The sequence below is a fragment of the Actinopolyspora xinjiangensis genome (assembly GCF_900104475.1).
Classification (GTDB): domain Bacteria; phylum Actinomycetota; class Actinomycetes; order Mycobacteriales; family Pseudonocardiaceae; genus Actinopolyspora; species Actinopolyspora xinjiangensis.
On sequence record NZ_FNJR01000002.1, the window covers coordinates 79,619 to 100,803 of the forward strand.

General features: G+C 70.8%; 21 protein-coding genes and 1 pseudogene. 15 read left to right on the plus strand and 7 right to left on the minus strand.

All coding sequences use genetic code 11. From position 1 onward, the window contains the following. Nucleotides 1-159: 159 nt before the first annotated feature. A pseudogene (locus BLQ75_RS24635) lies at nucleotides 160-336 on the plus strand (RNA-guided endonuclease TnpB family protein); the annotation flags it as partial. 100 nt (nucleotides 337-436) lie between these two features. Here the strand turns inward: BLQ75_RS24635 and BLQ75_RS03105 are convergent. Next, nucleotides 437-1,255: a dienelactone hydrolase family protein gene (locus BLQ75_RS03105; protein WP_092597493.1), complete on the minus strand. Its 819-nt coding sequence runs from the start codon at nucleotides 1,253-1,255 to the stop codon at nucleotides 437-439. Between the two features lie 123 nt (nucleotides 1,256-1,378). On the opposite strand from BLQ75_RS03105, the gene glmS reads away from it, so the two are divergent. From glmS to BLQ75_RS03135, 6 genes are all read left to right on the plus strand, one after another. Further along, entirely contained in the window at nucleotides 1,379-3,241 is a 1,863-nt protein-coding gene (glmS, locus tag BLQ75_RS03110) for a glutamine--fructose-6-phosphate transaminase (isomerizing) (RefSeq protein ID WP_092598319.1), read from the plus strand. Nucleotides 3,242-3,445: 204 nt separating this feature from the next. Then, nucleotides 3,446-4,972 carry an NAD(P)H-hydrate dehydratase gene (locus tag BLQ75_RS03115; RefSeq protein WP_244515205.1) on the plus strand — a complete coding sequence of 509 codons (1,527 nt, stop codon included), beginning with the start codon at nucleotides 3,446-3,448 and terminating at the stop codon, nucleotides 4,970-4,972. Nucleotides 4,973-5,256: 284 nt separating this feature from the next. Next, nucleotides 5,257-6,402, plus strand: coding sequence for an alanine racemase (alr, locus tag BLQ75_RS03120; RefSeq protein ID WP_092598321.1), 1,146 nt, complete (start codon nucleotides 5,257-5,259; stop codon nucleotides 6,400-6,402). Then, nucleotides 6,399-7,511: an alpha/beta fold hydrolase gene (locus BLQ75_RS03125; RefSeq protein WP_211481136.1), complete on the plus strand. Its 1,113-nt coding sequence runs from the start codon at nucleotides 6,399-6,401 to the stop codon at nucleotides 7,509-7,511. The genes alr and BLQ75_RS03125 overlap by 4 nt, the downstream gene beginning before the upstream one ends. Continuing rightward, on the plus strand, nucleotides 7,508-7,990 hold the full coding sequence (gene tsaE / locus BLQ75_RS03130) for a tRNA (adenosine(37)-N6)-threonylcarbamoyltransferase complex ATPase subunit type 1 TsaE (protein WP_043570494.1): 483 nt from the start codon (nucleotides 7,508-7,510) through the stop codon (nucleotides 7,988-7,990). The genes BLQ75_RS03125 and tsaE overlap by 4 nt, the downstream gene beginning before the upstream one ends. Nucleotides 7,991-8,108: 118 nt before the next feature. Continuing rightward, nucleotides 8,109-8,495 (plus strand): DUF5313 family protein, encoded by a 387-nt coding sequence (locus BLQ75_RS03135; RefSeq protein ID WP_092597499.1) that lies wholly within the window; start codon nucleotides 8,109-8,111, stop codon nucleotides 8,493-8,495. A gap of 507 nt (nucleotides 8,496-9,002) precedes the next feature. On the opposite strand, the gene BLQ75_RS03140 is transcribed toward BLQ75_RS03135, so the two are convergent. Then, complete coding sequence (locus tag BLQ75_RS03140) at nucleotides 9,003-10,400, minus strand: FAD-binding oxidoreductase (RefSeq protein WP_092597502.1); 1,398 nt, start codon at nucleotides 10,398-10,400, stop codon at nucleotides 9,003-9,005. 62 nt (nucleotides 10,401-10,462) lie between these two features. Between BLQ75_RS03140 and BLQ75_RS03145 the strand changes: the two genes are divergently transcribed. The 5 genes from BLQ75_RS03145 (at nucleotide 10,463) to BLQ75_RS03165 (ending at nucleotide 13,197) form a co-directional block, all read left to right on the plus strand. Then, the gene (locus tag BLQ75_RS03145) at nucleotides 10,463-11,440 is read left to right on the plus strand and encodes a helix-turn-helix transcriptional regulator (RefSeq protein WP_211481137.1); all 978 of its coding nucleotides are present in this window, start codon (nucleotides 10,463-10,465) and stop codon (nucleotides 11,438-11,440) included. A 118-nt stretch (nucleotides 11,441-11,558) separates the two neighbouring features. Continuing rightward, nucleotides 11,559-11,708: a hypothetical protein gene (locus BLQ75_RS23320; protein WP_170837295.1), complete on the plus strand. Its 150-nt coding sequence runs from the start codon at nucleotides 11,559-11,561 to the stop codon at nucleotides 11,706-11,708. A 401-nt stretch (nucleotides 11,709-12,109) separates the two neighbouring features. Beyond that, complete coding sequence (locus BLQ75_RS03155; protein WP_244515206.1) at nucleotides 12,110-12,424, plus strand: MerR family transcriptional regulator; 315 nt, start codon at nucleotides 12,110-12,112, stop codon at nucleotides 12,422-12,424. Nucleotides 12,425-12,643: 219 nt separating this feature from the next. Beyond that, on the plus strand, nucleotides 12,644-12,847 hold the full coding sequence (locus tag BLQ75_RS03160) for a cold-shock protein (protein ID WP_092598332.1): 204 nt from the start codon (nucleotides 12,644-12,646) through the stop codon (nucleotides 12,845-12,847). 128 nt (nucleotides 12,848-12,975) lie between these two features. Further along, on the plus strand, nucleotides 12,976-13,197 hold the full coding sequence (locus BLQ75_RS03165) for a DUF5313 family protein (RefSeq protein WP_092597508.1): 222 nt from the start codon (nucleotides 12,976-12,978) through the stop codon (nucleotides 13,195-13,197). Here the strand turns inward: BLQ75_RS03165 and BLQ75_RS03170 are convergent. Further along, nucleotides 13,173-13,409 carry a hypothetical protein gene (locus BLQ75_RS03170; RefSeq protein WP_092597511.1) on the minus strand — a complete coding sequence of 79 codons (237 nt, stop codon included), beginning with the start codon at nucleotides 13,407-13,409 and terminating at the stop codon, nucleotides 13,173-13,175. The genes BLQ75_RS03165 and BLQ75_RS03170 overlap by 25 nt on opposite strands. A 51-nt stretch (nucleotides 13,410-13,460) precedes the next feature. Beyond that, entirely contained in the window at nucleotides 13,461-14,288 is an 828-nt protein-coding gene (locus tag BLQ75_RS03175; RefSeq protein ID WP_092597514.1) for an SAM-dependent methyltransferase, read from the minus strand. A gap of 162 nt (nucleotides 14,289-14,450) precedes the next feature. Here BLQ75_RS03175 and BLQ75_RS23325 point away from each other — a divergent pair, with 162 nt between their 5' ends. Then, nucleotides 14,451-14,624 (plus strand): hypothetical protein, encoded by a 174-nt coding sequence (locus BLQ75_RS23325; RefSeq protein WP_170837296.1) that lies wholly within the window; start codon nucleotides 14,451-14,453, stop codon nucleotides 14,622-14,624. Between the two features lie 162 nt (nucleotides 14,625-14,786). Here BLQ75_RS23325 and BLQ75_RS03180 read toward each other — a convergent pair whose 3' ends face one another. Next, a complete protein-coding gene (locus BLQ75_RS03180; protein ID WP_092597517.1) occupies nucleotides 14,787-15,593 on the minus strand; it encodes an IclR family transcriptional regulator in 807 nt (268 codons plus the stop codon). Nucleotides 15,594-16,048: 455 nt separating this feature from the next. On the opposite strand from BLQ75_RS03180, the gene aceB reads away from it, so the two are divergent. Both aceB and BLQ75_RS03190 read left to right on the plus strand, forming a co-directional pair. Beyond that, nucleotides 16,049-17,650 carry a malate synthase A gene (gene aceB, locus BLQ75_RS03185; RefSeq protein ID WP_092597520.1) on the plus strand — a complete coding sequence of 534 codons (1,602 nt, stop codon included), beginning with the start codon at nucleotides 16,049-16,051 and terminating at the stop codon, nucleotides 17,648-17,650. Between the two features lie 414 nt (nucleotides 17,651-18,064). Next, entirely contained in the window at nucleotides 18,065-19,324 is a 1,260-nt protein-coding gene (locus BLQ75_RS03190) for a DUF6986 family protein (protein ID WP_092597523.1), read from the plus strand. Nucleotides 19,325-19,756: 432 nt separating this feature from the next. Here the strand turns inward: BLQ75_RS03190 and BLQ75_RS03195 are convergent, their stop codons facing one another. Together BLQ75_RS03195 and BLQ75_RS03200 are read right to left on the minus strand one after the other, a co-directional pair. Next, nucleotides 19,757-20,251: a DUF3995 domain-containing protein gene (locus BLQ75_RS03195; RefSeq protein ID WP_092597526.1), complete on the minus strand. Its 495-nt coding sequence runs from the start codon at nucleotides 20,249-20,251 to the stop codon at nucleotides 19,757-19,759. A 157-nt stretch (nucleotides 20,252-20,408) separates the two neighbouring features. Beyond that, on the minus strand, nucleotides 20,409-21,152 hold the full coding sequence (locus tag BLQ75_RS03200) for a M15 family metallopeptidase (protein WP_092597529.1): 744 nt from the start codon (nucleotides 21,150-21,152) through the stop codon (nucleotides 20,409-20,411). Nucleotides 21,153-21,185 lie beyond the last annotated feature (33 nt).

Below are 21,185 nucleotides of genomic sequence, written 5' to 3' on the forward strand. Positions count from 1 at the left end.
GTTCGGCCGCGTCCAGCGAGGTCCACAACCTCGCCCCTCGACGCGTGGACCCGCGCGTGGTTCACCGAACAGCGCCGCGTGAACCACGACGAGACCTCGGAGCCGCTCGCCGAACGGAAACGCTCGGACGAGCTCTCCCATCCGGGTGAGGTGTCGTCGGTGCCGCCGCACGTCCGCACGGGGACACGCGGCGGGTGCGCTCTCCCGCACGAGCGCGACGTCAACGCCGCCGAGAACATCGAGGCCGCCGGGCCGGCGGCCTCGGTCCGCGGAGCCGGTGTCAGACCTCAACGGGAGTCCTCCCGGACGGGACGGTCGGCCGGAAAGCGGGAACCTTCCGACACGAGCCGGAAGGAAACCCCCTGGAACGGGGAGTGGCCGAGATCCACCATTGTGGTGGATCACGTCGCTGCCGTGTTCCGTTCGGAGTTTTCCGTCACGCGGCGGCCAGCGGTCCCTTGCTGTGCTCGCCGTCGATGGCCGCGCCGGACACGTCGTTGGTCAACAGTTCCGCTCCCCGCCGGTCGCCGGTCAGGGTGCGCAGGAAGAAGGCGGTAAGCAGGGCGCGGGAGAGCCGTTGCGAGCCGTAGTGCGACCTGCCCTGCAGCAGCAGCTCGCTCCAGTGCCTGCCCTCGGCGAAGGCGAGATGACCGGCCTTGCGCACGGTTCGCAGCTGCGCGGGTCCGCCCCAGGCCCGGTTGATCGGTTCCGCGTTGGAGCGGGCCGAGGCCATCAGGTCGCGTTCCCCGGCCAGCTGTAGCCCCGGCACGCTCACCCGCCCGGCAGCGGCGATCGCGGAGGGCATCGTCTCGGTGGTGCTCAGTCCGGCCACCGCCCGGATACGGCTGTCCTCGGCGGCCGCCAGCACGGCGCAGCCACCGCCCATGCCGTGCCCGGCGACGCCCAACCGCCGTTCGTCCACGCTGATCCCGCCCTCGCCGAGCCGGACGTTGACGCAGATGTCCAGGGCGGTGCGCAGGTCGGCCGCGAACATCCGGTGCGAGGCGAACGGTCCGGTGTGCGTGGTGGGCGCCGCCACCACGAATCCCCACGAGGCCAGATGGCGCAGCAGCCCGGTGTAGCGCCGGGAGGGTTGCAGCCAGCCGTGCCCGAACGCGACGGCGGCCAGCCCTCGCCCACTGCGCGGTGCGCAGACGATGCCGGGCAGACCGACGAGCGCGAGGTCACCGTGCAGCACGTCGTGCGGTCCCCGTCGCGCGAGCTCCTGCAGCGCCTTCTTCGCGTTGTGGGCCATGACTCGTCACGGTAGCGGACACGCCGCGCCACCCGTGGCAGCGACCGGCGGGGCGATCGGGCGACACTCGGATGGCCGACACGTATCAGGTTCAGACCAAATCTCCTGGCTATGCTGGGTCGGGTGTGCGGCATTGTGGGTTATCTAGGACATCGCCCGGCCCTTGACGTGGTGCTTCAGGGACTGGGGCGGTTGGAGTACCGGGGCTACGACTCGGCGGGGATCGCGCTGTTGGACGGCGACGGCTCGCTGGCCGTGCAGCGCTCGGCGGGGGCGCTGTCGAACCTCGAACAGCGGCTCGCCGAGGACGGGCGCGAGCGCTTCGTCGGCACGGCGGGCATGGGACACACCCGCTGGGCCACCCACGGCGCGCCGACCGATCGCAACGCCCATCCCCACCGGGACCTGTCGGGGAAGGTGGCGGTGGTCCACAACGGGATCATCGAGAACTTCGCCGAGCTGCGCGCCGAGCTCGAGGCCGACGGGGTCGAGCTCAGCAGCGACACCGACAGCGAGGTGGTCGCGCACCTGGTGAGCAGGGCTTGTGCCGCCGGGCCCACCGCCGGTGACCTCGGTGCCTCGCTCGGCGCGGTCGCCGCCGGGCTCGCGGGGGCGTTCACCCTGGTGGCCACCCACGCCGACCATCCCGACGTGATCGCCGCGGCCCGACGCTCCTCCCCGCTGGTGCTCGGCGTCGGCGAGGGCGAGACCTTCGTGGCCTCGGACGTGGCGGCTTTCATCGAGCACACCAGGAACGCCGTGGAGCTCGGGCAGGACCAGCTGGTCACCATCACCCGAGACGGGTACCGGGTGACCGACTTCGCGGGGACACCGGTCGAGACCAAGCCGTTCACCGTCGACTGGGACCTGTCGGCCGCCGAGAAGGGCGGGCACGACTACTTCATGCTCAAGGAGATCGAGGAGCAGCCCGAGGCGCTGACCAACACGCTGCGCGGGCACTTCTCCGGCGGCGGTGTGGTGCTGGACGAGCAGCGCATCAGCGAGCAGGACTTCCGGGACATCAACAAGGTCTTCGTCGTGGCCTGCGGAACCGCCTACCACTCGGGGTTGTTGGCCAAGTACGCCATCGAGCACTGGTGCCGGATTCCGGTGGAGGTGGAGCTGGCCAGCGAGTTCCGTTACCGCGATCCGGTGCTGGGCAGGGACACGCTGGTCGTGGCGATCTCGCAGTCCGGGGAGACCGCCGACACCCTGGAGGCGGTGCGGCACGCCCGGACCCAGCACGCCAGGGTGCTGGCGATCAGCAACACCAACGGTTCGCAGATTCCCCGCGAGTCCGACGCCGTGCTCTACACCCACGCCGGGCCGGAGATCGGCGTGGCGGCCACCAAGACCTTCCTGGCCCAGATCGCGGCGAACTACCTCGTGGGGCTCGCGCTGGCGCAGGCACGCGGCACCAAGTACGCCGACGAGCTGGAGCACGAGTTCTCCGAGCTGGCCGCCATGCCGGAGGCCGTGCGCTCCGTGCTCGACACCGTCCCCAGGGTGCGGGATCTGGCCACCCGGATGTGTGAGGCCAAGGCGGTGCTCTTCCTGGGTAGGCACGTCGGCTACCCGGTGGCGCTGGAGGGCGCGCTCAAGCTCAAGGAGCTCGCCTACATGCACGCCGAGGGCTTCGCGGCGGGCGAGCTCAAGCACGGCCCGATCGCGCTGATCGAGGACGGACTGCCGGTCGTGGTCCAGATGCCCTCGGTCAAGGGGAACTCCCACCTGCACGCCAAGCTCGTGTCCAACATCCGCGAGATCCAGGCGCGCGGCGCGCGCACCATCGTGATCGCGGAGGAGGGGGACGAGGTGGTGCGGCCGTTCGCCGACGAGCTCGTGGAGATCCCCGCCGTGCCCACGCTGCTGCAGCCGCTGGTCGCCACCGTCCCGTTGCAGGTGCTCGCCGCCGAGATCGCCCGCCACCGGGGTTTCGACGTGGACAAGCCGCGCAACCTCGCCAAGTCGGTCACCGTCGAGTGATCCCCTCGGCGTCGCGGCGCGGGCACCGCGCTCCCGCCCTCGGCGCCCGCGGGTTCTCCCGGCCGGCTCTCGCGGCCCGGCCCCGGCGTGGCGTGGTAACCACTGGACGACGGGCCTGACCGAGGCGCCGGAGGTGGGAGGCCCCGCCGGGGCGCCCGGACGGCCGGGACACGGAGACTTCGACAGCCGAACCGCCAGGAGGAGATGTCTGTGCTGGGTGTGTGGTCCCCTGAACGGGTGCGTGAGGCGGAGCGGCGGCTGTTCCGCACGGTGGCCGAGCCCGTGGTGATGCGGCGTGCCGCCAACGGGGTGGCGCTGTCGGTGCGCGGGCTGCTCACCGAACGGTTGGGGCGCGTGTCGGGGCGCCGCGTCGCGCTGCTCGTGGGCGCGGGCAACAACGGCGGTGACGCGCTCTGGGCGGGCGCGCTGCTGCGCGACCGCGGGGTCGGGGTGACGGCGGTACTGCTCTCGCCCGGGAAGGCGCACGCCGAGGGACTGCGCGCCCTGCGCGCGGCGGGCGGACGTGTGGTCGAGGCGGGCGACTCGGAGCTGACGGCCGATGCCGTCGAGGCGCTCCGGCGCGCCGACGTGGTGGTCGACGGCATAGTCGGGCTCGCCGCGCAGGGCCCGTTGCGCCCGCTCGCGGCCGCCGCCGTGGAACAGGTGGCGGCACCCGTGGTGGCGGTGGACCTGCCCAGCGGTGTGGACCCGGTGACCGGGGCGGTGGAGGGACCGGCCGTCTCGGCGGCGGTGACGGTGACGTTCGGCGGACGCAAGCCGTGCCACGTGCTCGGCGCCGGTCCGGCGCGTTCCGGCAGGCTCGACGTGATCGACATCGGGCTCGGTCCCCACCTGGCGGAGCCGGGCTGTTCCGTCATGGAGACGCACGAGGTGGGGCACGCCTGGCCGGTGCCGCGTGCCGAGGACGACAAGTACAGCCAGGGCGTGCTCGGGGTGGCGGCGGGTTCCGCCACCTTCCCCGGAGCGGCGGTGCTCACCGTCGGTGGCGCCGTGCGCACCGCCTCCGGGATGGTGCGCTACGCCGGACCGGCCGCCGACGTGGTGCGGCAGCGCTGGCCCGAAGTGGTGGCGACCGGTTCGGTCGGCGACGCGGGCAGGGTGCAGGCCTGGTCGGTGGGGCCGGGGATCGGCACCGGCGCGGCCGGGCGCGAGGTGCTGGCCGCGGTGCTCGACAGTTCGAAGCCGGTCGTGGCGGACGCGGACGCGATCACACTGTTCGCGGGCGACGAGACGCTGTGGGACGCGCGGGACCCGGACGTGCCGCTGGTGCTCACCCCGCACGAGGGCGAGTTCGCCCGGCTGGTCGGGCAGCGCCCGGTGGACCGGGTCGCGGCGGTGCGCGAGGTGGCCCGGCGCTGTTCGGCCGTGGTGCTGTTGAAGGGCAACACCACGGTGATCGCCGATCCGGACGGTCGGGTGCTGGTGCACCCCTGCGGGCACGCCTGGCCCGCCACGGCCGGTTCCGGCGACGTGCTCACCGGCATGATCGGCAAGCTGATCGCCACCGGGATGGAGCCGTCGCCGGCGTGTGCCCGCGCCGCGCACGTGCACGCCCGGGCGGCGGAGCTCGCCGCCACGGGTGGTGCGGCCGAATCCCGCGAACCCGGGGAGGCCGCTCCGGTGGGGGCGCCCATCGGTGCCTCCGCCCTGCTGGAGGCTGTACCCGACGCCGTCCGTGAGGTCCGTGCCGTGGCGTCCTCGGTTTCGTGAACCGCCCGAACGAGGTGTGACCGGACTCGAAGCCCGCTGATGGTCCGGAATCCCTCTCCTGCCACAACGCGTGATCTCGGCGCAGTGAGCGCCGAACCACCGGTCACGCGGCTCGACCACCCGCGGGGTCTGCGGCGTGCGCTCTCGTGAGGAGAGCCGGAGACGTCGTGCAGTACCCATCCGACGTCTCCGGTACCCGCTCACGAGACGCGTGCGGAGTTCCGCCGAATGAGCGGTACGGCAGCCGAGCGGGGCCACTCGGGGATTGTGCGACCATGAGCAGGATGAACGAGCGTCCCGCGTGCCGAGCCGACGTCCGCGTCGATCTCGCGGCGATCCGGCACAACGTAACCGTGCTGTCCGGGCTCGCCGCCGAGTCCGGCGCGCGGACCATGGTCGTGGTCAAGTCCGACGGCTACGGTCACGGTGCGTACACCGTGGCGGAGGCGGCCCTGCGTTCCGGTGCCGAGTGGCTGGGTGTCGCCTCGATCCCCGAGGCGCTGGAACTGCGGGAGCGGGGGATCTCCGCTCCGCTGTTGTGCTGGCTCTACCAGCACGGTGACGACGTGACCGGCGCGGTACGGGCCAGGGTGGACCTCTCGGTGTCCTCCGAGTCGCAGTTGCGCGACGTCGTGGCCGCCGCAGGGGCAACCGGGCGGACCGCCCGGATTCACCTCAAGATCGACACCGGCCTGCATCGCAACGGAGCCCCGGCCGAGCTGTGGGAGCGACTGGTGGCGCTGGCCGCCAAGGCCGAGGCCGACGGCGCGTTGGAGGTGTTCGCGGTGTGGTCGCACCTGGCCTGCGCCGACGAGCCGGGGCACCCCTCCGTCGACGTCCAGGCCGAGCGGTTCCGGATCGCCTACGAGCAGGCCCTGGCGGCCGGGCTGCGACCGCTGCGGCATCTGGCCAACTCGGCGGCGCTGCTGACCCGTCCCGACCTGCGGTTCGACATGGTGCGACCGGGCATAGCGGTCTACGGACTCGACCCGGTCCCCCAGGAGGGTGACCACGGGCTGCGCCCGGCGATGACCTTCCGCTCCTCGGTGGCGCTGACCAAGCGGATCGCCGCCGGGGAGAGCGTCTCCTACGGCCACATGTGGACCGCCCCGGCCGAGACCACCCTGGCGCTGGTGCCGGTCGGCTACGCCGACGGGGTGCCGCGTTCGTTGTCCGGCCGGTTCTCGGTGTGGCTCGGTGGTGAGCGCCGCCCGGTGGTCGGGCGGGTGTGTATGGACCAGATCGTGGTCCGCTGCGACGACGCCCCGGTGAGCGAGGGGGACGAGGTGGTGCTGTTCGGCCCCGGTGACGAGGGTGAGCCCACGGCCGAGGAGTGGGCCGAGCGGCTGGGCACCATCCACTACGAGATAGTCAGCGGTATGTACCGTTCGCGTGTGAGCCGAACCGTTGTGGCGGAGGACGCGCCGTGAGGCCGTGGCACGCGATCGCCTGGTCGGCCGGGATGGTGGGCGCCGTGGTCACCGGCACCGCCGTGAGCCTCGCCTCGCACAGCTCCCGGATCGCCGCGCAGCGCAGGAACGGAGCCGAGGCCGATCCGCATCAGGGCGAGGCGCTGGGCAGGCTCGAACCGGACCGCAGGTCCACCGTCGCGGCCGACGACGGCGTTCCGCTGGCGGTGCAGGAGGTCGGACCCGCCGGGGGTGGGCAGGCCGAGCTGACCGTGGTGTTCGTGCACGGTTACACGCTGGACTCCCGCTGTTGGCACTTCCAGCGCAGGGACCTGCCGTCGCTGCGGGACCCGAGGGTGCGACTGGTGCTCTACGACCAGCGCAGCCACGGGCGCTCCGGGCACTCCGGGCGCGCCAACTGCACCATAGAGCAGCTCGGCAGGGACCTGGACGCGGTGGTACGGGCGACCGCGCGGCGCGGACCGGTGGTGCTGGTCGGTCATTCCATGGGCGGCATGGCGATCATGGCGTTGGCCGAGCAGCGGCCCGAACTGTTCCGGGAGCGGATAGCGGGGGTGGCGCTGCTGGCCACCTCGGCCGGTCAGGTGGGTGCGCGTGGGCTGCCCAGGCCGTGGCTGTCGAAGAACAACCCGCTGACCAGAACGATGGGCGTGCTCGCCCGGTGGCAGCCCGGGCTGGTGGAAAGCGCTCGGCGGAGCGGTTCGCACGTGGCCTGGAGCGTGGTTCGCGGCCTGGCCTTCGGTGATCGCGGCGTGGACACCGCGCTGGTCGACCTCACCGACGACATGATCTCCTCCACCACCGTGGAGACGGTGACCGACTTCCTGGACACCCTCGGCTCGCACGACCGCACGGCCGCGCTGGCCGGGCTGCGGCACTCCGAGGTGCTGGTGCTGGGCGGGGACGCCGACCGGCTCATTCCGTTCTCCCATTCGGAGACGATCGCGGCGCGGCTGCCGGAGGCGGAGCTCGTGCGGATCGATGGGGCCGGGCACATGGCGATTCTGGAACGTGCCGAACTGGTGACCGAGCGGTTGGGCGAGCTGGTTCGGCGGGCGGCGCGGAAACAGCGGTCCCAGGGGGCCGAGGAGAAGGTGAGCGGCAGTTGAGTTCCGATGTGGTGAGCTGGACCTACGAGCTGGCGACCGAGGAGGACACGTCCCGCTTCGGCGCCGCGCTCGGCGCCGTGCTCGGCGCCGGAGATCTGGTGCTGCTGGACGGCCCGCTCGGCGCGGGCAAGACCGCGCTCACGCGCGGCATAGCCCGGGGGATGGGGGTGAGTGGCCGGGTCACCTCGCCCACCTTCGTGCTGGCGCGGGAGCACTACTCCTCGGACTGGCGCCGCCCGGCGCTGGTGCACGTGGACGCCTACCGGCTCACCTCGCTGGCCGAGCTCGACGACCTGGACCTGGACACCGAGCTGACCGAGGCGGCCGTGGTGGTCGAGTGGGGCGGCGGTTTCGCGGAGCGGCTGGCCGAGGACCATCTGCTGGTCCGCATCGAGCGGCGCGAGGACGAGACCCGCGCGATCACGCTGTACCCGCAGGGGCGGCGCTGGCAGGACCGGCTGCCGCCCGCCTTCGAGTGAAGGTCCGGTCGGGGTTCCGGCCCGTTCGTCCGTCGAGTTCTCGGCCGGGTTCGTGGCGGGTCGGACGGTGTGGGTGGTGGTCCGTCGGGACGGCTGCCCGAGGGAGCGAGGGATCACGATGAGCGGCGGAGTCCGTCCGAATCCGGTGTGGTGGCTCTGGTACGTCTACGGTGGACGCCTGCCCGAGCGTTACCGGGAGTGGGTGCTGCACGACGTCACCTGCCGGACCTGGGCGCTGCGGCACATCGCCCGGGTGTTCGTGCAGGTCTCGCCCGGACTGCTCGTGCTGCTGCTGCCCGGGCCGTTGTGGATCACGGCGATGTGCGTGGTCGGCGGGCTGCTGATGTCGCTGTTGTACTCCACCTCGTCCATGGTGGAGAGCTGCGAGACCCGGCTCGTCAAGCACGGATACCCGCTCGGAACCGGACGTGCCAAGCGTGCCGAGCGCCAGGCGACGGAGGACGCCGAGGCGTGGCAGCGCTACGTCGAGCGGTACCGCTGCTGAGTGCGTCGAGCGGTCTCGCCGCACGCATCGGGCCGGTGCGTCCCATCGGTTGCCTGCCCCGGATGCGGTGAGCCATCCGACCCGCGTGGCGGCTCACCGCCACGCGCGTGGAGAGCACTCGGCGGCTCCGGATGCGAGCAACATTGAGAGCGGTTCACCTCCACGCCCGTGGAGAGCACCCTCTGCGACCTGCGACGTTACAACCGCCGCTGCACGTTTTCACACCACCGCGACATCGCACCTCGGATCTGGGGAGAGTAGTTCCCGGCCGGTTTCGGGCAGGAGCCATCCTAGCGTCGGCAACCGAACGTTCCGAGCCCCGCACACCACGACCAGCCATCGTGGCCGTAGGCGCGAAAAGTCCCGCCCGATGACACACCGAGCGGGCTTCACGCGGCGGGGCCTGCCGTCGAGACGCTCGTTTTCGAGCGCGTCGCGGAAAGCGGTGAAGTGGCCGGGTAGATACCGCGAAGGCGGGGCTGTCGGTACCGAGCTTCCGGCACGGTTTCAGCGGCCGTTCCCCAGCGGCGGTATCGGGTGGTTGGTGTGCAGCATCCCGTCCGGATCGTAGTAGGCCTTCAGTTCCGCGAGTCGTCGATAAGCGGCCGGGGCGAACGCGGTGCGTACCCGCTCCGGTTCGAGCGGGCCGTAGCTGAAGTTGAGCGAGTGCCCGTGCGCCCGTCCTTCGAAGAGCGCCAGGACCTCGTCGTGCCGTTTCCGCGCTTTGTCCTCACCCGCACCGGGTTCGACCGGCGACAGCACTCCCAGTGAGAATCCGGCCACGCGGTGGCCGACCGCGTTGGGGACCTCCGGCTGCCGGGCCAGCGCACCACCGAGGTGCCGGATTCCGGTCACGCACATCACCGGCGCCGACGGCCCGGCCAGTTCGACCAGATCGGACAGTTCCCGATCGTCCGCCCCGTCGATCAGCAGGTTCCCGCCCCGGTAGCCGTGCGGCTGGTCGGGTTCGTCGAACACCGTTCCCGACTCGGAGTACGGCAGTTCGCGCAGCGTGTCGCGCAGCGGCGCACCGAGCCCGCGCAGCGGTTCGACCAGGCGTTCGCCGTCCTCGGCCGAACCGAGGTAGCTGAACCGCAACTGCGCCACGTGCCGTCCGCGCAGCACCTCCGGAACTCCCGGGACATCCGGGTAGGGCAGCATCGTCGCGGCCGAGGTCATCTCCTCCGGAACGGTGTCGGTCCAGTCCCGCCAGGCCCGCAGCACCTCGGGCACCCGTGCGAGGTCGAAGAACAGCCCACCGCCGTAGATCCGCCGCACCGGCAGCAGCGCGATCTCCATGCCCGTGACCACTCCGAAGTTGCCACCGCCGCCGCGCACGCCCCAGAACAGCTCCGGTTCCTCGTGCGCGCTCACCCGGCGGTGAATTCCGTCCGGCGTGACCAAGTCGAGGCGCCGCACGTGGTCGGCGGCGAAGCCGTGGCGGCGGGCGAGCAGCCCTACCCCACCGCCCAGGGTGTAGGAGACCGCGCCGACCCCCGGAAAGCTGCCCGAGAGCGGCGCCAGGCCGTGCGGCGCCGCCGCTTCGATCACCCGTTGCCAGTCGGCCCCCGCCTCGACCCACGCCGTACGGGCTTTCGGGTCCACCCGGACCCCCGAGATCCGGTGCGTGTCGAGCAGCACCCCACCGCACAGCGCTGCACCGCGTCCGTGGCCGGTGGCCTGCACCGCCAACCGCGTTCCGGAGTGGGCGGCGAACTCGACCGCGGTGCGCACGTCGCTCTCCTCGGCTGCCTCGACGACCACGGTGGGGCGGTGCGGCTCGAGGAGCTGGAAGCCGGTGGTGGAACCGTCGTACCCGTTGCCGCCCGGCGTTATCGCCCGCCCCCGGACGTGGCGGCGCAGGGCGTCCGGCTTCGGTTCCGCGTTCTTCGTCGTGTCGGTCATGCCTGGCACGCTACGAGCGGTCGCGGACAGCAGATGTCCGCAAGCGAGGAGAGACTGGAAACGTGGAATCGGAACCGACTCGCGACGACTTGCCGACACGCGTACTGCGGTTGCTCGCGCTGCTGCAGAGCAGGCGGGAGTGGTCCGGTGCCGAGCTCGCCGAGCGGCTCGGGGTCACCCGGCGGACCGTGCGCCGCGACATCGACCGGCTGCGCGCGCTGGACTACCCGGTGGTCGGCACGACCGGAACGGCCGGTGGGTACCGACTCACCTCCGGCGAGCGACTGCCGCCGCTGCAGTTGACCGACGACGAGGCCGTCGCCGTCGCGGCCGGGCTGGTGCGGGCGAGCGGCGGTGCCGCGACCGGTGTGGCGGAGAGCTCGATGCGGGCGCTGGCCAAGCTCGAACGGATGCTGCCCGCCCGGCTGCGTCCCCGCCTGACAGCCCTGGCCCGGACGGGCACCGCCGTCGAACGCGGCGATCCTCCGCCGGTCGACGCGGGTGTGATGGCGGTGCTGGCCGGTTGCGCCCACGACCGGGAGATCGTCTCCTTCGACTACCGGGACCGCCACGATCGGTCCAGCGGTCGGCGCGTCGAGCCGCACGGCTTGGTCACCGTGCACGGGCTCTGGTACCTGCTCGCCTACGATCCCGACCGCGCCGACTGGCGCACCTTCCGGGTGGATCGCATCGACCGGCCCGCCCGCACGCACCGCTCCTGCCCGCCGCGTCGGCTGCCCGCGCCGGACGCGGCGAGTTACCTGAGGGACTCGTTCGCAAGCGCGTCGTACCGCTACACCGCGCGGATGGCCGTGCGGCTGCCCGCCGAGACCGTGCGTGCGGGTGTCTTCGGGCCGATACCCGGCGAGATCCGGGAGGACGGCCCGGAGGCGTGCGTGGTGCGGCTCAGCGCCGAGTCGCCGGAGCTGGTCACCCAGTACGTCGTCGTGGTCGCCGCGCTGGGCGGCGAGCTCACCCTGGACACCTGCGCGGAGATCACGGGTCGGCTGCGCGGGTTGGGGAACCGGTTCGCGGGGTAGCCGTGCCGTTCCCGCCGGGAGTTCGATTCCGGAAACGGGATGCCGCCGCGAGCCGGTCTAATCCGGACAGCCGTCGGTCCCCCTGCCGGGGCGTACACGCCTGATCGATTCGGCGACCATGGCGGCGACGAGGACCGCGCCCACGATCGCCGCGCCCCATTGCAAGAACCCCGGTACCAGGGAGCCGCGCCCCGAAGTGGCGCTCAGCAGCAGCGAAAGCACGGCCAGCGAGCCCGATACCGAACAGAGCGCGAGGATATTCGTCTGAGTTCCTGCCCACCCGACCATGGCTGACCCGAGATTCCGGTGTCTGACCCAGAGGATTTTTGTGATCGCCGCTGTAGACATGATGGGTTGGTCCTGTTAAAGTTATTATCAGCTGACGGAGAGCACTGAAGCGCCATCACCGATGAATCGGCGCCGTGAGTGATGAGAAGTGCAGTTGCAGGCCCCCGGTGGGCCCGTTGGTCCTCACCCGGGTTGTGAAGGTAAGTCCGTGATCCGCACGCGTATGAGAAGGGGGTCGTCGAGTCAGTTGTTTTCCGGTCGCCCCCATTTTCCCGTGTTGGTGGGTGGGGGCACGGCCTGAGCAGTGAGTAAGTATCCCTCTGCGGTCCCCGGCGCACTGTTGGTGTGCCGGGGGCCTTGTCGAGGGAACGGGGAGCGGTAGTGGATCAAAATCGGCCTGGAGCCGAGGAGAAGTTCGACGACGAGGACTATCCCGCCTACACCATGGGGCGGGCCGCGGAGATGCTGGAGGTTACCCAGCCGTTCCTGCGGTCCTTGGAGGAGGCGGGGTTGATCGCCCCGCAGCGCTCCGGCGGGGGACATCGCCGCTACTCCCGCCGTCAGCTGCGGCGGGCCACCCGCGCCCGCGAGCTCGTCGACCAGGGTACCCCGGTGGCGGCGGCCTGCCGGATCATCAGCCTCGAGGATCAGCTCGCCGAGTACACCGATCGGCCGGAGTCGGGCGCGCAGGGTTAGGTCGCCCCCCCCGTCGGTGCGGGCCGTGGGTGGGGTGTGTAGGATCTTTGATGGTCGTTGAGTTTCTGGGTTCGTGTTGTGTGCATGCTCGCAGGATGTTGATGCGGGCGAGCTTCTTTCTTTGGTTGTAGCTGGAGCGAGTCGCCGTCTGAGATCCCCGGCCCGGGCCTCCGCACGGTGTGGTGGCTCGTCATACCCCAGCTCCCGAAGGAGACGGACATGACTAACGGAACTGTGAAGTGGTTCAATTCGGAAAAGGGCTTCGGCTTCATTGCCCCGAACGAGGGCGGCCCGGACGTGTTCGTGCACTACTCGGCGATTGATGCCTCCGGCTTCCGTACTCTCGAAGAGGACCAGCAGGTCACCTACGACGTCAGCCAGGGCCCCAAGGGGCTGCAGGCCGACCTCGTGCGGGCGGTCTGAGTACCGCTTTTCTTCTTTCCAGTGTCTCCCCATCCCTCCGGGGTGGGGAGACACTGGCGTTTCCGGCCCAGGCGGGCGGACATATCAAGCCCGTCCGGCCACACCCTCGCGGATCATTCGCACTGCTCGTGCTGCTGCTGCCCGGGCCGTTGTGGATCACGGCGATGTGCGTGGTCGGCGGGCTGCTGATGTCGCTGTTGTACTCCACGTCGTCCATGGTGGAGAGTTGCGAGACTCGGCTCGTCAAGCACGGATACCCGCTCGGGACGGGACGGGCGAGGCGCGCCGAGCGTCAGGCCGAGAACGATTCCGAGGCGTGGCAGCGCTACGTCGAGCGGTACCGCTCCTGAGCGCATCGGGCGGCCCCGCCCCGTCGCACGCGCCTGATCAATTCGGCGACCATGGCCGCGACGAGGACCACTCCCACGATCGCCGCGCCCCACTGCAAGAACCCCGGTACCAGGGAGCCGCGCCCCGAAGTGGCGCTCAGCAGCAGTGAAAGCACGGTCAGCGAGCTCGATACCGAACAGAGCGCGAGGATCTTCGAAGGTGCGCGGGACATGCCGGTTCCTCCTGTCGCACGTCGTCGGCCGTTCGAGTTCGGTTCCGGTCCTCACCGCAGCACGCCGACTCCGGCGTAGGCGTTGCTGCGCGCGGCGTACTCCTCGGAGACCGGTTCGTCGGGGCGCCACCGCGCGCTGGGGACCACGCCGGGGTCGAGCAGGTCGTAGCCGGCGAACATCTCCAGCACTTCCCCGTGGTCGCGGGTCCGCAGCGTGGGTGTGGTGGTGGTCTCGAAGACCTCCTGCGCCCCGCCGACCTCCTCCTCCGAGATGTCCAGCATCGCGGAGTGCGAGATCACCAGCGCGCTGCCCGGAACGCAGACGTCCCGGTAGGCGGCGACCAGCGCGGCGGGATCCGCCACGTCGATGATGTCCAGGATGGCCACGGCGAGCACCGCGATCGGACGTCCGAAGTCCAGCAGCTCGCTGACCCCCGGCGCCCGCAGCACGGCCCCCGGATCGGTGATGTCGGCCTGGGTCATGGTCACCAGCGGGTTATCGGCGAGCAGCTGCCGGGCGTGGTTGACCGCGATGGTCTCGACGTCGACGTAGGCCACCCGCGCGGCCGGATTCACCTGCTGGGCGATCTCGTGCACGTTCCCCTTGGTGGGGATGCCCGAGCCGAGGTCGAGGAACTGGTCGATCCCCGCTTCGGCGCAGGCCCGGACGGCGCGGCCCAGGAACGCCCGGTTGATGTGGGTCCACTCCACGTTGCCGGGAAACGCCCGCAGCAGCTGCTCGGCCGCCTCGCGGTCGGCGACGAAGTTCGCCGAACCGCCCAGGAAGTAGTCGTACATGCGGGCGATGTTCGGGGTGTGCGCGTCGAGCTCACCGAGCTCCGGCTCGCGACCCGTGCCAGTCTCGTCCTGTTCGCTCATCGGAACCAGCCTGCCACGCGGCGCAGCGGTCCGACTATTCGGATGTGGACTTCTCCGCGGCACTCGTTTCCCGCCGTTCGTCCGGCACGAGCGCCCGCGCGGGGGCGGCGGAGAGGTGGTGCAGCGCCCACTCCAGCGGGCCGCGTCTCGGGAATCGACGCCATGCGCTCGGGCGCGTCCTGCTTCATCGAGCCGAGCATCGGGCAGCGCGACGAGCTCGGGGCGGTCTCGTTCCGGGTGCCCACCGGGGTCCGGCGCGAGCGGGTCGAGGTGTCCTGGCCCGATCAGCCCGTACGCGGCGCCGAGCCGAAGGTCACCCCGGTCGGCCAGGCCTGACACCGACCACGGCCGTCGTCCGCCGACGGAGCTGAACCGCATGTCACCGGGGCGCCCCGAGCTCGTCCTCCCGCGGAGAGCGGGAGCGCTTCGCTCGTCCGGAGGACCGAACCGGCCGGGGAAGAGCGGCCGCGCGAATTCACGAGAGATCGACACCCCGGTTCAGGTCGGCTCGCCCGCCGCGCTGAGTTCGTTGCCGAGCTCGGTGGCGAGCCGCCGCATCAGCGGCACCACGTCCTCGACGGCGATCCGCTTCATCCGTGCCTCGGGCCCGCTGATCGAGATCGCCGAGGCGGCGGGGGCCTCGGGGATCGCCACCGCGTAGCAGCGCACCCCGACTTCCTGCTCCCCGTCGTCGAGCGCGTAGCCGAGCTCGCGGATGCGGGCGAGCTCGGTGCGCATGCTCTCGACGTCGGTGATGGTCCGTTCGGTCTGCGGGTGCATGCCGGTGCGGTTGAGCACCTGGGTGACGCTGTCCTCCGGCATCGTGGCCATCACGGCCTTGCCCACGGCGGTGGCGTGCGCGTCCACGCGCCTGCCCACCTCGGTGAACATCCGCATCGAGTGCTGCGAGGGCACCTGCGAGACGTAGACGATCTGCGCCCCGTCGAGCACCGCCATGTTCGAGGTCTCCCCGGTGGCCTCGGTCAGTTCGGCCAGGTAGGGGCGTGCCCAGGAACCCAGCGTGCGGCTGGCCGTCTCGCCGAGCCGGATCAGGCTCGGCCCCAGCGCGTACCGTCGGGACGGCTGCTGCCGGGCGTAGCCGGTGCGCACGAGCGTGCGCATGATGCGGTGAATGGTCGGCAGCGGCAGTGCCGAAGCCTCAGCCAGGTCGCTGAGCGCCACTTCGCCCCCTGCGTCGGCCATCAGCTCCAGCAGTTCGAAGGTGCGTTCGACCGACTGAACGCCGCCCTGCGTGGGTTTGGCGCGATCGGCTCCGTTCCCGCTCGCGTCCTGTCCAGCCGCCATCCCAGTGTTCCTCTTCCCGTGTGGTGCTCGGCTCCGCCGGTGCTCGGTTCCCCTCCACCGTACGGCGATGGGCCAGTGTATCCGCCCGAACGGTCCGTGAGAGCCCGATGTAGCCGATGCGACGTCGGTCCCCGAAGCCCGGCCGGTGGTGTCGGGACGCTGTCCGCGCACCGGTTCGGAGCACGCCGTGGTGGCCCTCGGGGTGGCCCACTTCATCTTGCCTGTAACGGTATGCGGAAACTAACCTCCACGATGCAAAAAACATAACGGGCGTACCGCGAGCCGGTGATGGGCTCGGTCGAGTCTTTCGGCTTTCGAACCCGTCCTTGTCGTTTCGACCGCCCGGCCGGACGAGCGCGGCGGGTGGGTTCCGAAGGGGTGCGAGGGCGCCACCGGCGCGGCAAGCTGTGTCACCAGCCACCGTCTGTAACCCGGCATCAGAAAGAGGTGGACTCATGTCCCAATCGACCCCGGCACAGGGCGTTGAGGTCCTCGGTGCTCCCGTGGAGCGCGGCGAGGAGATCCTCACCCCCGAAGCGCTCGACTTCGTCGCCCGACTGCAGCGCGCCTTCGGCTCGCGCCGCGACGAGCTGCTCGCCCGGCGCCAGCAGCGCCGTGACGAGGCAGCCCGGACCGGCAAGCTGGACTTCCTCGACGAGACCCGCCACATCCGCGAGTCCGACTGGCAGGTGGCCGAGGCCCCGCCCGCGTTGCGCGACCGGCGGGTCGAGATCACCGGCCCGACCGACCGCAAGATGGCCATCAACGCGCTCAACTCCGGCGCCAAGGTCTGGCTGGCCGACCTGGAGGACGCCAACACGCCGCACTGGAGCAACGTCGTCTCCGGCCAGGTCAACCTCTACGACGTGATCCGCAAGCAGGTCGAGCTGCACTCCAACGGCAAGCAGTACAAGCTGCGCGACGACGTCGAGCACGCCGTCCCGCTGGTCCGTCCTCGTGGCTGGCACTTCGACGAGCGGCACATCCTCGTCGACGGCCGGCCCGCCGTGGGCGCGCTGGTGGACTTCGGGCTCTACTTCTTCCACAACGCGCAGGAGGGGTTGCGGCGCGGCACCGGCCCGTTCTTCTACCTGCCCAAGATGGAGAGCCACCTCGAGGCGAGGCTGTGGAACGACGTCTTCGTGCAGGCCCAGCAGGAGCTCGGTGTGCCGCAGGGCTCGGTGCGCGCCACGGTGCTCATCGAGACCATTCCGGCCGCGTTCGAGATGGAGGAGATCCTCTACGAGCTGCGCGAGCACAGCGCGGGGCTCAACGCCGGACGGTGGGACTACCTGTTCAGCGTGATCAAGACCTTCCGCTCGGCCGGATCGGACTTCGTGCTGCCCGACCGCAACAGCGTGACCATGACCGCCTCGTTCATGCGCGCCTACACCGAACTGCTGGTGCGCACCTGCCACAAGCGCGGCGCGTTCGCGATCGGTGGCATGGCCGCGTTCATCCCGAACCGGCGCGACCCCGAGGTCACCGAGCGGGCGCTGGCCAAGATCCACGACGACAAGCGCCGCGAGGCCAACGACGGCTTCGACGGTTCCTGGGTCGCCCACCCCGACACCGTGTCGGTGTGCAAGGAGGAGTTCGACGCGGTGCTGGGCGACAAGCCCAACCAGCTCGACCGCAAGCGCGAGGACGTCTCCGTCACCGCCGCCGACCTGCTCAACACCGCCGAGACCCCCGGTGACAAGACCATCGAGGGGCTCCGCTCGGCCGTGGACGTCGGGGTCCGCTACATCGTCTCCTGGCTCAGCGGCAACGGTGCGGCCGGTATCCACAACATGATGGAGGACGCGGCCACCGCCGAGATCTCGCGTTCGCAGATCTGGCAGTGGCTGCACAACGGCATCGTGCTCAACGACGGACAGCGGGTCACCAAGGACCTGGTGCGCCAGGTGCTCGCCGACACCGAGAAGCAGCTCCGCGCCGAGGAGGGCTTCCCGGCCGAGAACCTGGACCGCGCGGTGGAGCTGTTCGAACGGGTGGCGGTGGCCGACGAGTTCGTCGACTTCCTGACGCTGCCCGCCTACGAGCAGATCGACTGAGCAGCCGAGGCGGTGGCCGCCCGGACGCGTCCGGGCGGCCACCGAGCGAGTTGCCCCGATATCGAAACAGGACGAACGTGGTGTTCGAGTCCGGTTGATGTTCTCCCGGTCGGATTATTGATCGACTCGGGGTTTCATCCGGCACCGGCGGGGCCGAAACCTTAGTCCGCGCAACCACCCACGCGATCGCTCGGAACTTCCCCGATCAGGGGATCCGTTCGACACGAGTGCTTCAGCCCGGGCAGGACGAGAAGCTCCGGTGCGTGAGTCGGATGCATTGCAAGGCAGGGCCGCTCGCCGCGTAGGTCGCTACTCAAGAGTCGGCCCAACGCGGCAAGGCGCCGACTCACGTGACGGCTACCCGACCACGTACGCAGAGCTCCGCTGTGGGGCCGAGAACTCAAAGGAGGACAAGTGCCCAGGACCTCGTTGAACCGGGCCGATGTGGACGTTCGACTGGCCCCGCTGGCCGACGTCGACGCGCGGGTCGCCGCCAGATTCCGCAGGACGGCCTCGGCGCGCCAGCCGGTGCACACCTGCTACGTCCCCGCGGGCAAGGTCGACGCCGACACACCGCGCAACTGGGGAGACGAGGCCCTGGCCGCGCTCGACGAGCACGCCCCGAGCGCGGCCGAGTTCGCCGGGATCATCGAGGTGTCCGAGCGCCGGGCCACCGAGGTCCTGCCGCGCGTGCGGGACAAGCTCCGGAACGCGCCCGTCGAGGATCTGCGCATCGACTTCGAGGACGGCTACGGCGCGCCCGGTGACGAGGTGGAGGACGCCGACGCGGAGCGTACCGCCCGGGTGGTGGCCGAGTGGCTGCGACAGGGCGCGGCACCCGGCAACTTCGGGCTGCGCGTGAAGTCCTTCGACGACCCCGAGCTGCGTGCCCGCTCGGTGCGCACGCTGGACGTGTTCCTCACCGAACTCCTGGCCAGGCACGGCAAGCTGCCCGAGGGGTTCCTGCTGACCTTTCCGAAGGTCGTCGACGTGCGCCAGGTGGAGGCCTTCGTCGAGGTCCTGGAGCTCGTGGAACGCACCCTGGGGCTGGCCTCCGGTTCGCTGCGGTTCGAGATCCAGGTGGAGACCACACAGTCTATTGTGGATACGGAAGGCAGGTTGGCGCTGCCCAGGTTCATCGGGGCGGGGCGCGACCGGATCAGCGGGCTGCACTTCGGCACCTACGACTACACGGCGGGCTGCGGCCTCACCGCCGCGCACCAGCACCTGGCGCACCGGGCCTGCGACTTCGCCAGGCACGTCATGCAGGTCTCGGCGGCGGGCACCGGGATCTTCCTGTCCGACGGCTCCACCAACGTCCTGCCGGTGGGTGAGGCCGAACAGGTGCGACACGGTTGGCGTACCCACTACGGGCTGGTGCGGCGCTCCCTGGAGCACGGCTTCTACCAGGGCTGGGACCTGCACCCCGCGCAGCTGGTCACGCGCTACGCGGCCGTGTTCGCGGAGTTCCGCGACTCCGCCGAGTCCGAGGCGGCACGGCTGGCCGCCTACGTATCCGCCAGCGGGGGAGCGGTGCTGGACGAACCCGCCACCGCCAGGGCGCTGGCGGCCTCGTTCGTGCGGGCGTTGGACAACGGCGCCACCGACGCGGAAGAGGTAGCCCGGATGACCGGGGTCTCCGAGCCCGAGCTGCGCGAGCTCGGCCGGGTGTAGTTCTCTCCGGAACCGCCGTCCGCCACAGGGCGCGGCGGTTCCGCGAGAAGTCGGCGGCCCTTCCGGAGTTTTCGTGGTTCTCCGGGAGGGCCGTCGTCGCCGGGGACGGCCCCGTCCGAGGTGACGTACTCGCCGTCGAAGCCCACACGTTCGAGACTGGGGGACCACGGTGGGGCGGTGACGTCGAGACTCCGCACTCCCTCGAAGTGAACCACGAGCACGTCGCGGGAGCGCATGGCAATCATGCTGGCCGTCGCGCGCGGGCGGCCACAATGTCGATTCTCCCAACTTTTCTGCCACCATCGGCCGGGAGCGGCCCGATTCCACCGGAGGTGGCGTCGATTTCTCGGGTGTGTTCTGGGGGTGCGACGGCGAAGGGGAGGCACCGTTCCGGTCGCGGATCGCTCCGTGCGGACCTCGCGGCGTCCGCCCTCAGAACATCCGCCCACCGTTACCGGAAGGCCGGACCTCACGGGGATCGCCGGAGCGCAGCGCCGTCGCCAGCAGCAGCGCTCCGCCCAGCACCCAGTAGGGGTCCCAGAGCAGCACGTAGTACCAGTACCAGTGGCTGGCGCCGCCCTCGACCGGCACGACTCCGGCCAGCACCAGGCTGTTGCCCACCAGTCCGAAGAGACCGTAGACCGCGCAGACCACCCCGGAGGTCCAGAGCACCAGCGCGAGCAGGCCGCGCACCGCCCGCCGCCACCGCCGGGTGGCCAGCCAGGCGACGACACCGAGCCCGGCCTTGAGTAGGGCAGCCCCGAGGTTCAGCAGCGTGAACAGCGGTGTCGGATCGGAGGTTTCCAACGGGTGCGTCCCGGTGCGCCCGCCGAACGCCCAGAACACACTCAGCGCCGCGAACAGCAGCGCCCACACGACGCTCGCGTAGTGCGGCAGGTACCGGCCGTGCCGTTCGGTGCGCGTCACGTCCCGGACACTATCGGTGTGCGGCCGAAGCGACGACCGTGCCGCACCGGGGTCGCCCGGTACGGCACGTCGCTACCCGATGTCGGGCCCCCGGAGCGAGAGCCAGCGGGAGGTTCCGCCAAGCGAGCATCCCGGCACTCCGGCCGGCAAATTTCGATCAGAAGCAGTTCGGAGCGTTCCAGTACCTGCCCGAACGGGTGTCGAGGTGGGTGTGGTCGTTGTGCCCGGCGGCCCCCGGCCCGATGATGCCGTTGAAGCCGGAGCTCCTGGCCTCGCGGGCGATGTCGCACAGCGAAGGAGCGCCGGTCAGGTCGGCCGCCGTGCCGTAGGTGTGCTTGCTGTTCGGGGCGCCGCCCACGGCGTCGTTGTGCGAGACGCTCCGGAAACCGGAGCTGACGTAGAGCGGGCGGTCACCCAGCTTGTGCCGCAGCGCCTCCAGCTTCCACATGTTGCGCAGCACGTTGGTACGCACGTTCGAGGTGCTGGTGTTGCCCCCGGAGAACCCGCTGCCGTCGTTGGAGGTGAACTCGGAGAACGCGAAGTGCGCCGGGGTGCAGTCGGCGTCCTGCAGCTCGTAGATCTGCCCGTAGGTCTCCGGCCCCGCGATGCCGTCCACGGCCAGGCCGTAACCACGCTGGAACCGCTCCACCGCGCTCGCGGTCTCCGGGCCGTAGATACCGTCGATGTCGACCGGGTCGCCGTACGCGGCCCAGCCCGCCACGCGGACCTGCAGCTCGCGCACATCGCTCCCGCTGTCGCCCTGGGAAAGCGTTTCTCCCCAGGTGTAGCAGGAGTCCGCTGCGGCGGGAGCCGGGTCGACCACGCCCGCACCGCCTGCCAGCCCCAGGCTCAGCGTGAACGCGCCGAGCAGAGCGAGTACCGAACGACCTGTTCGTTTCATTCCTACCTCCCTTGTCGGGGTTCCGACGGCGCG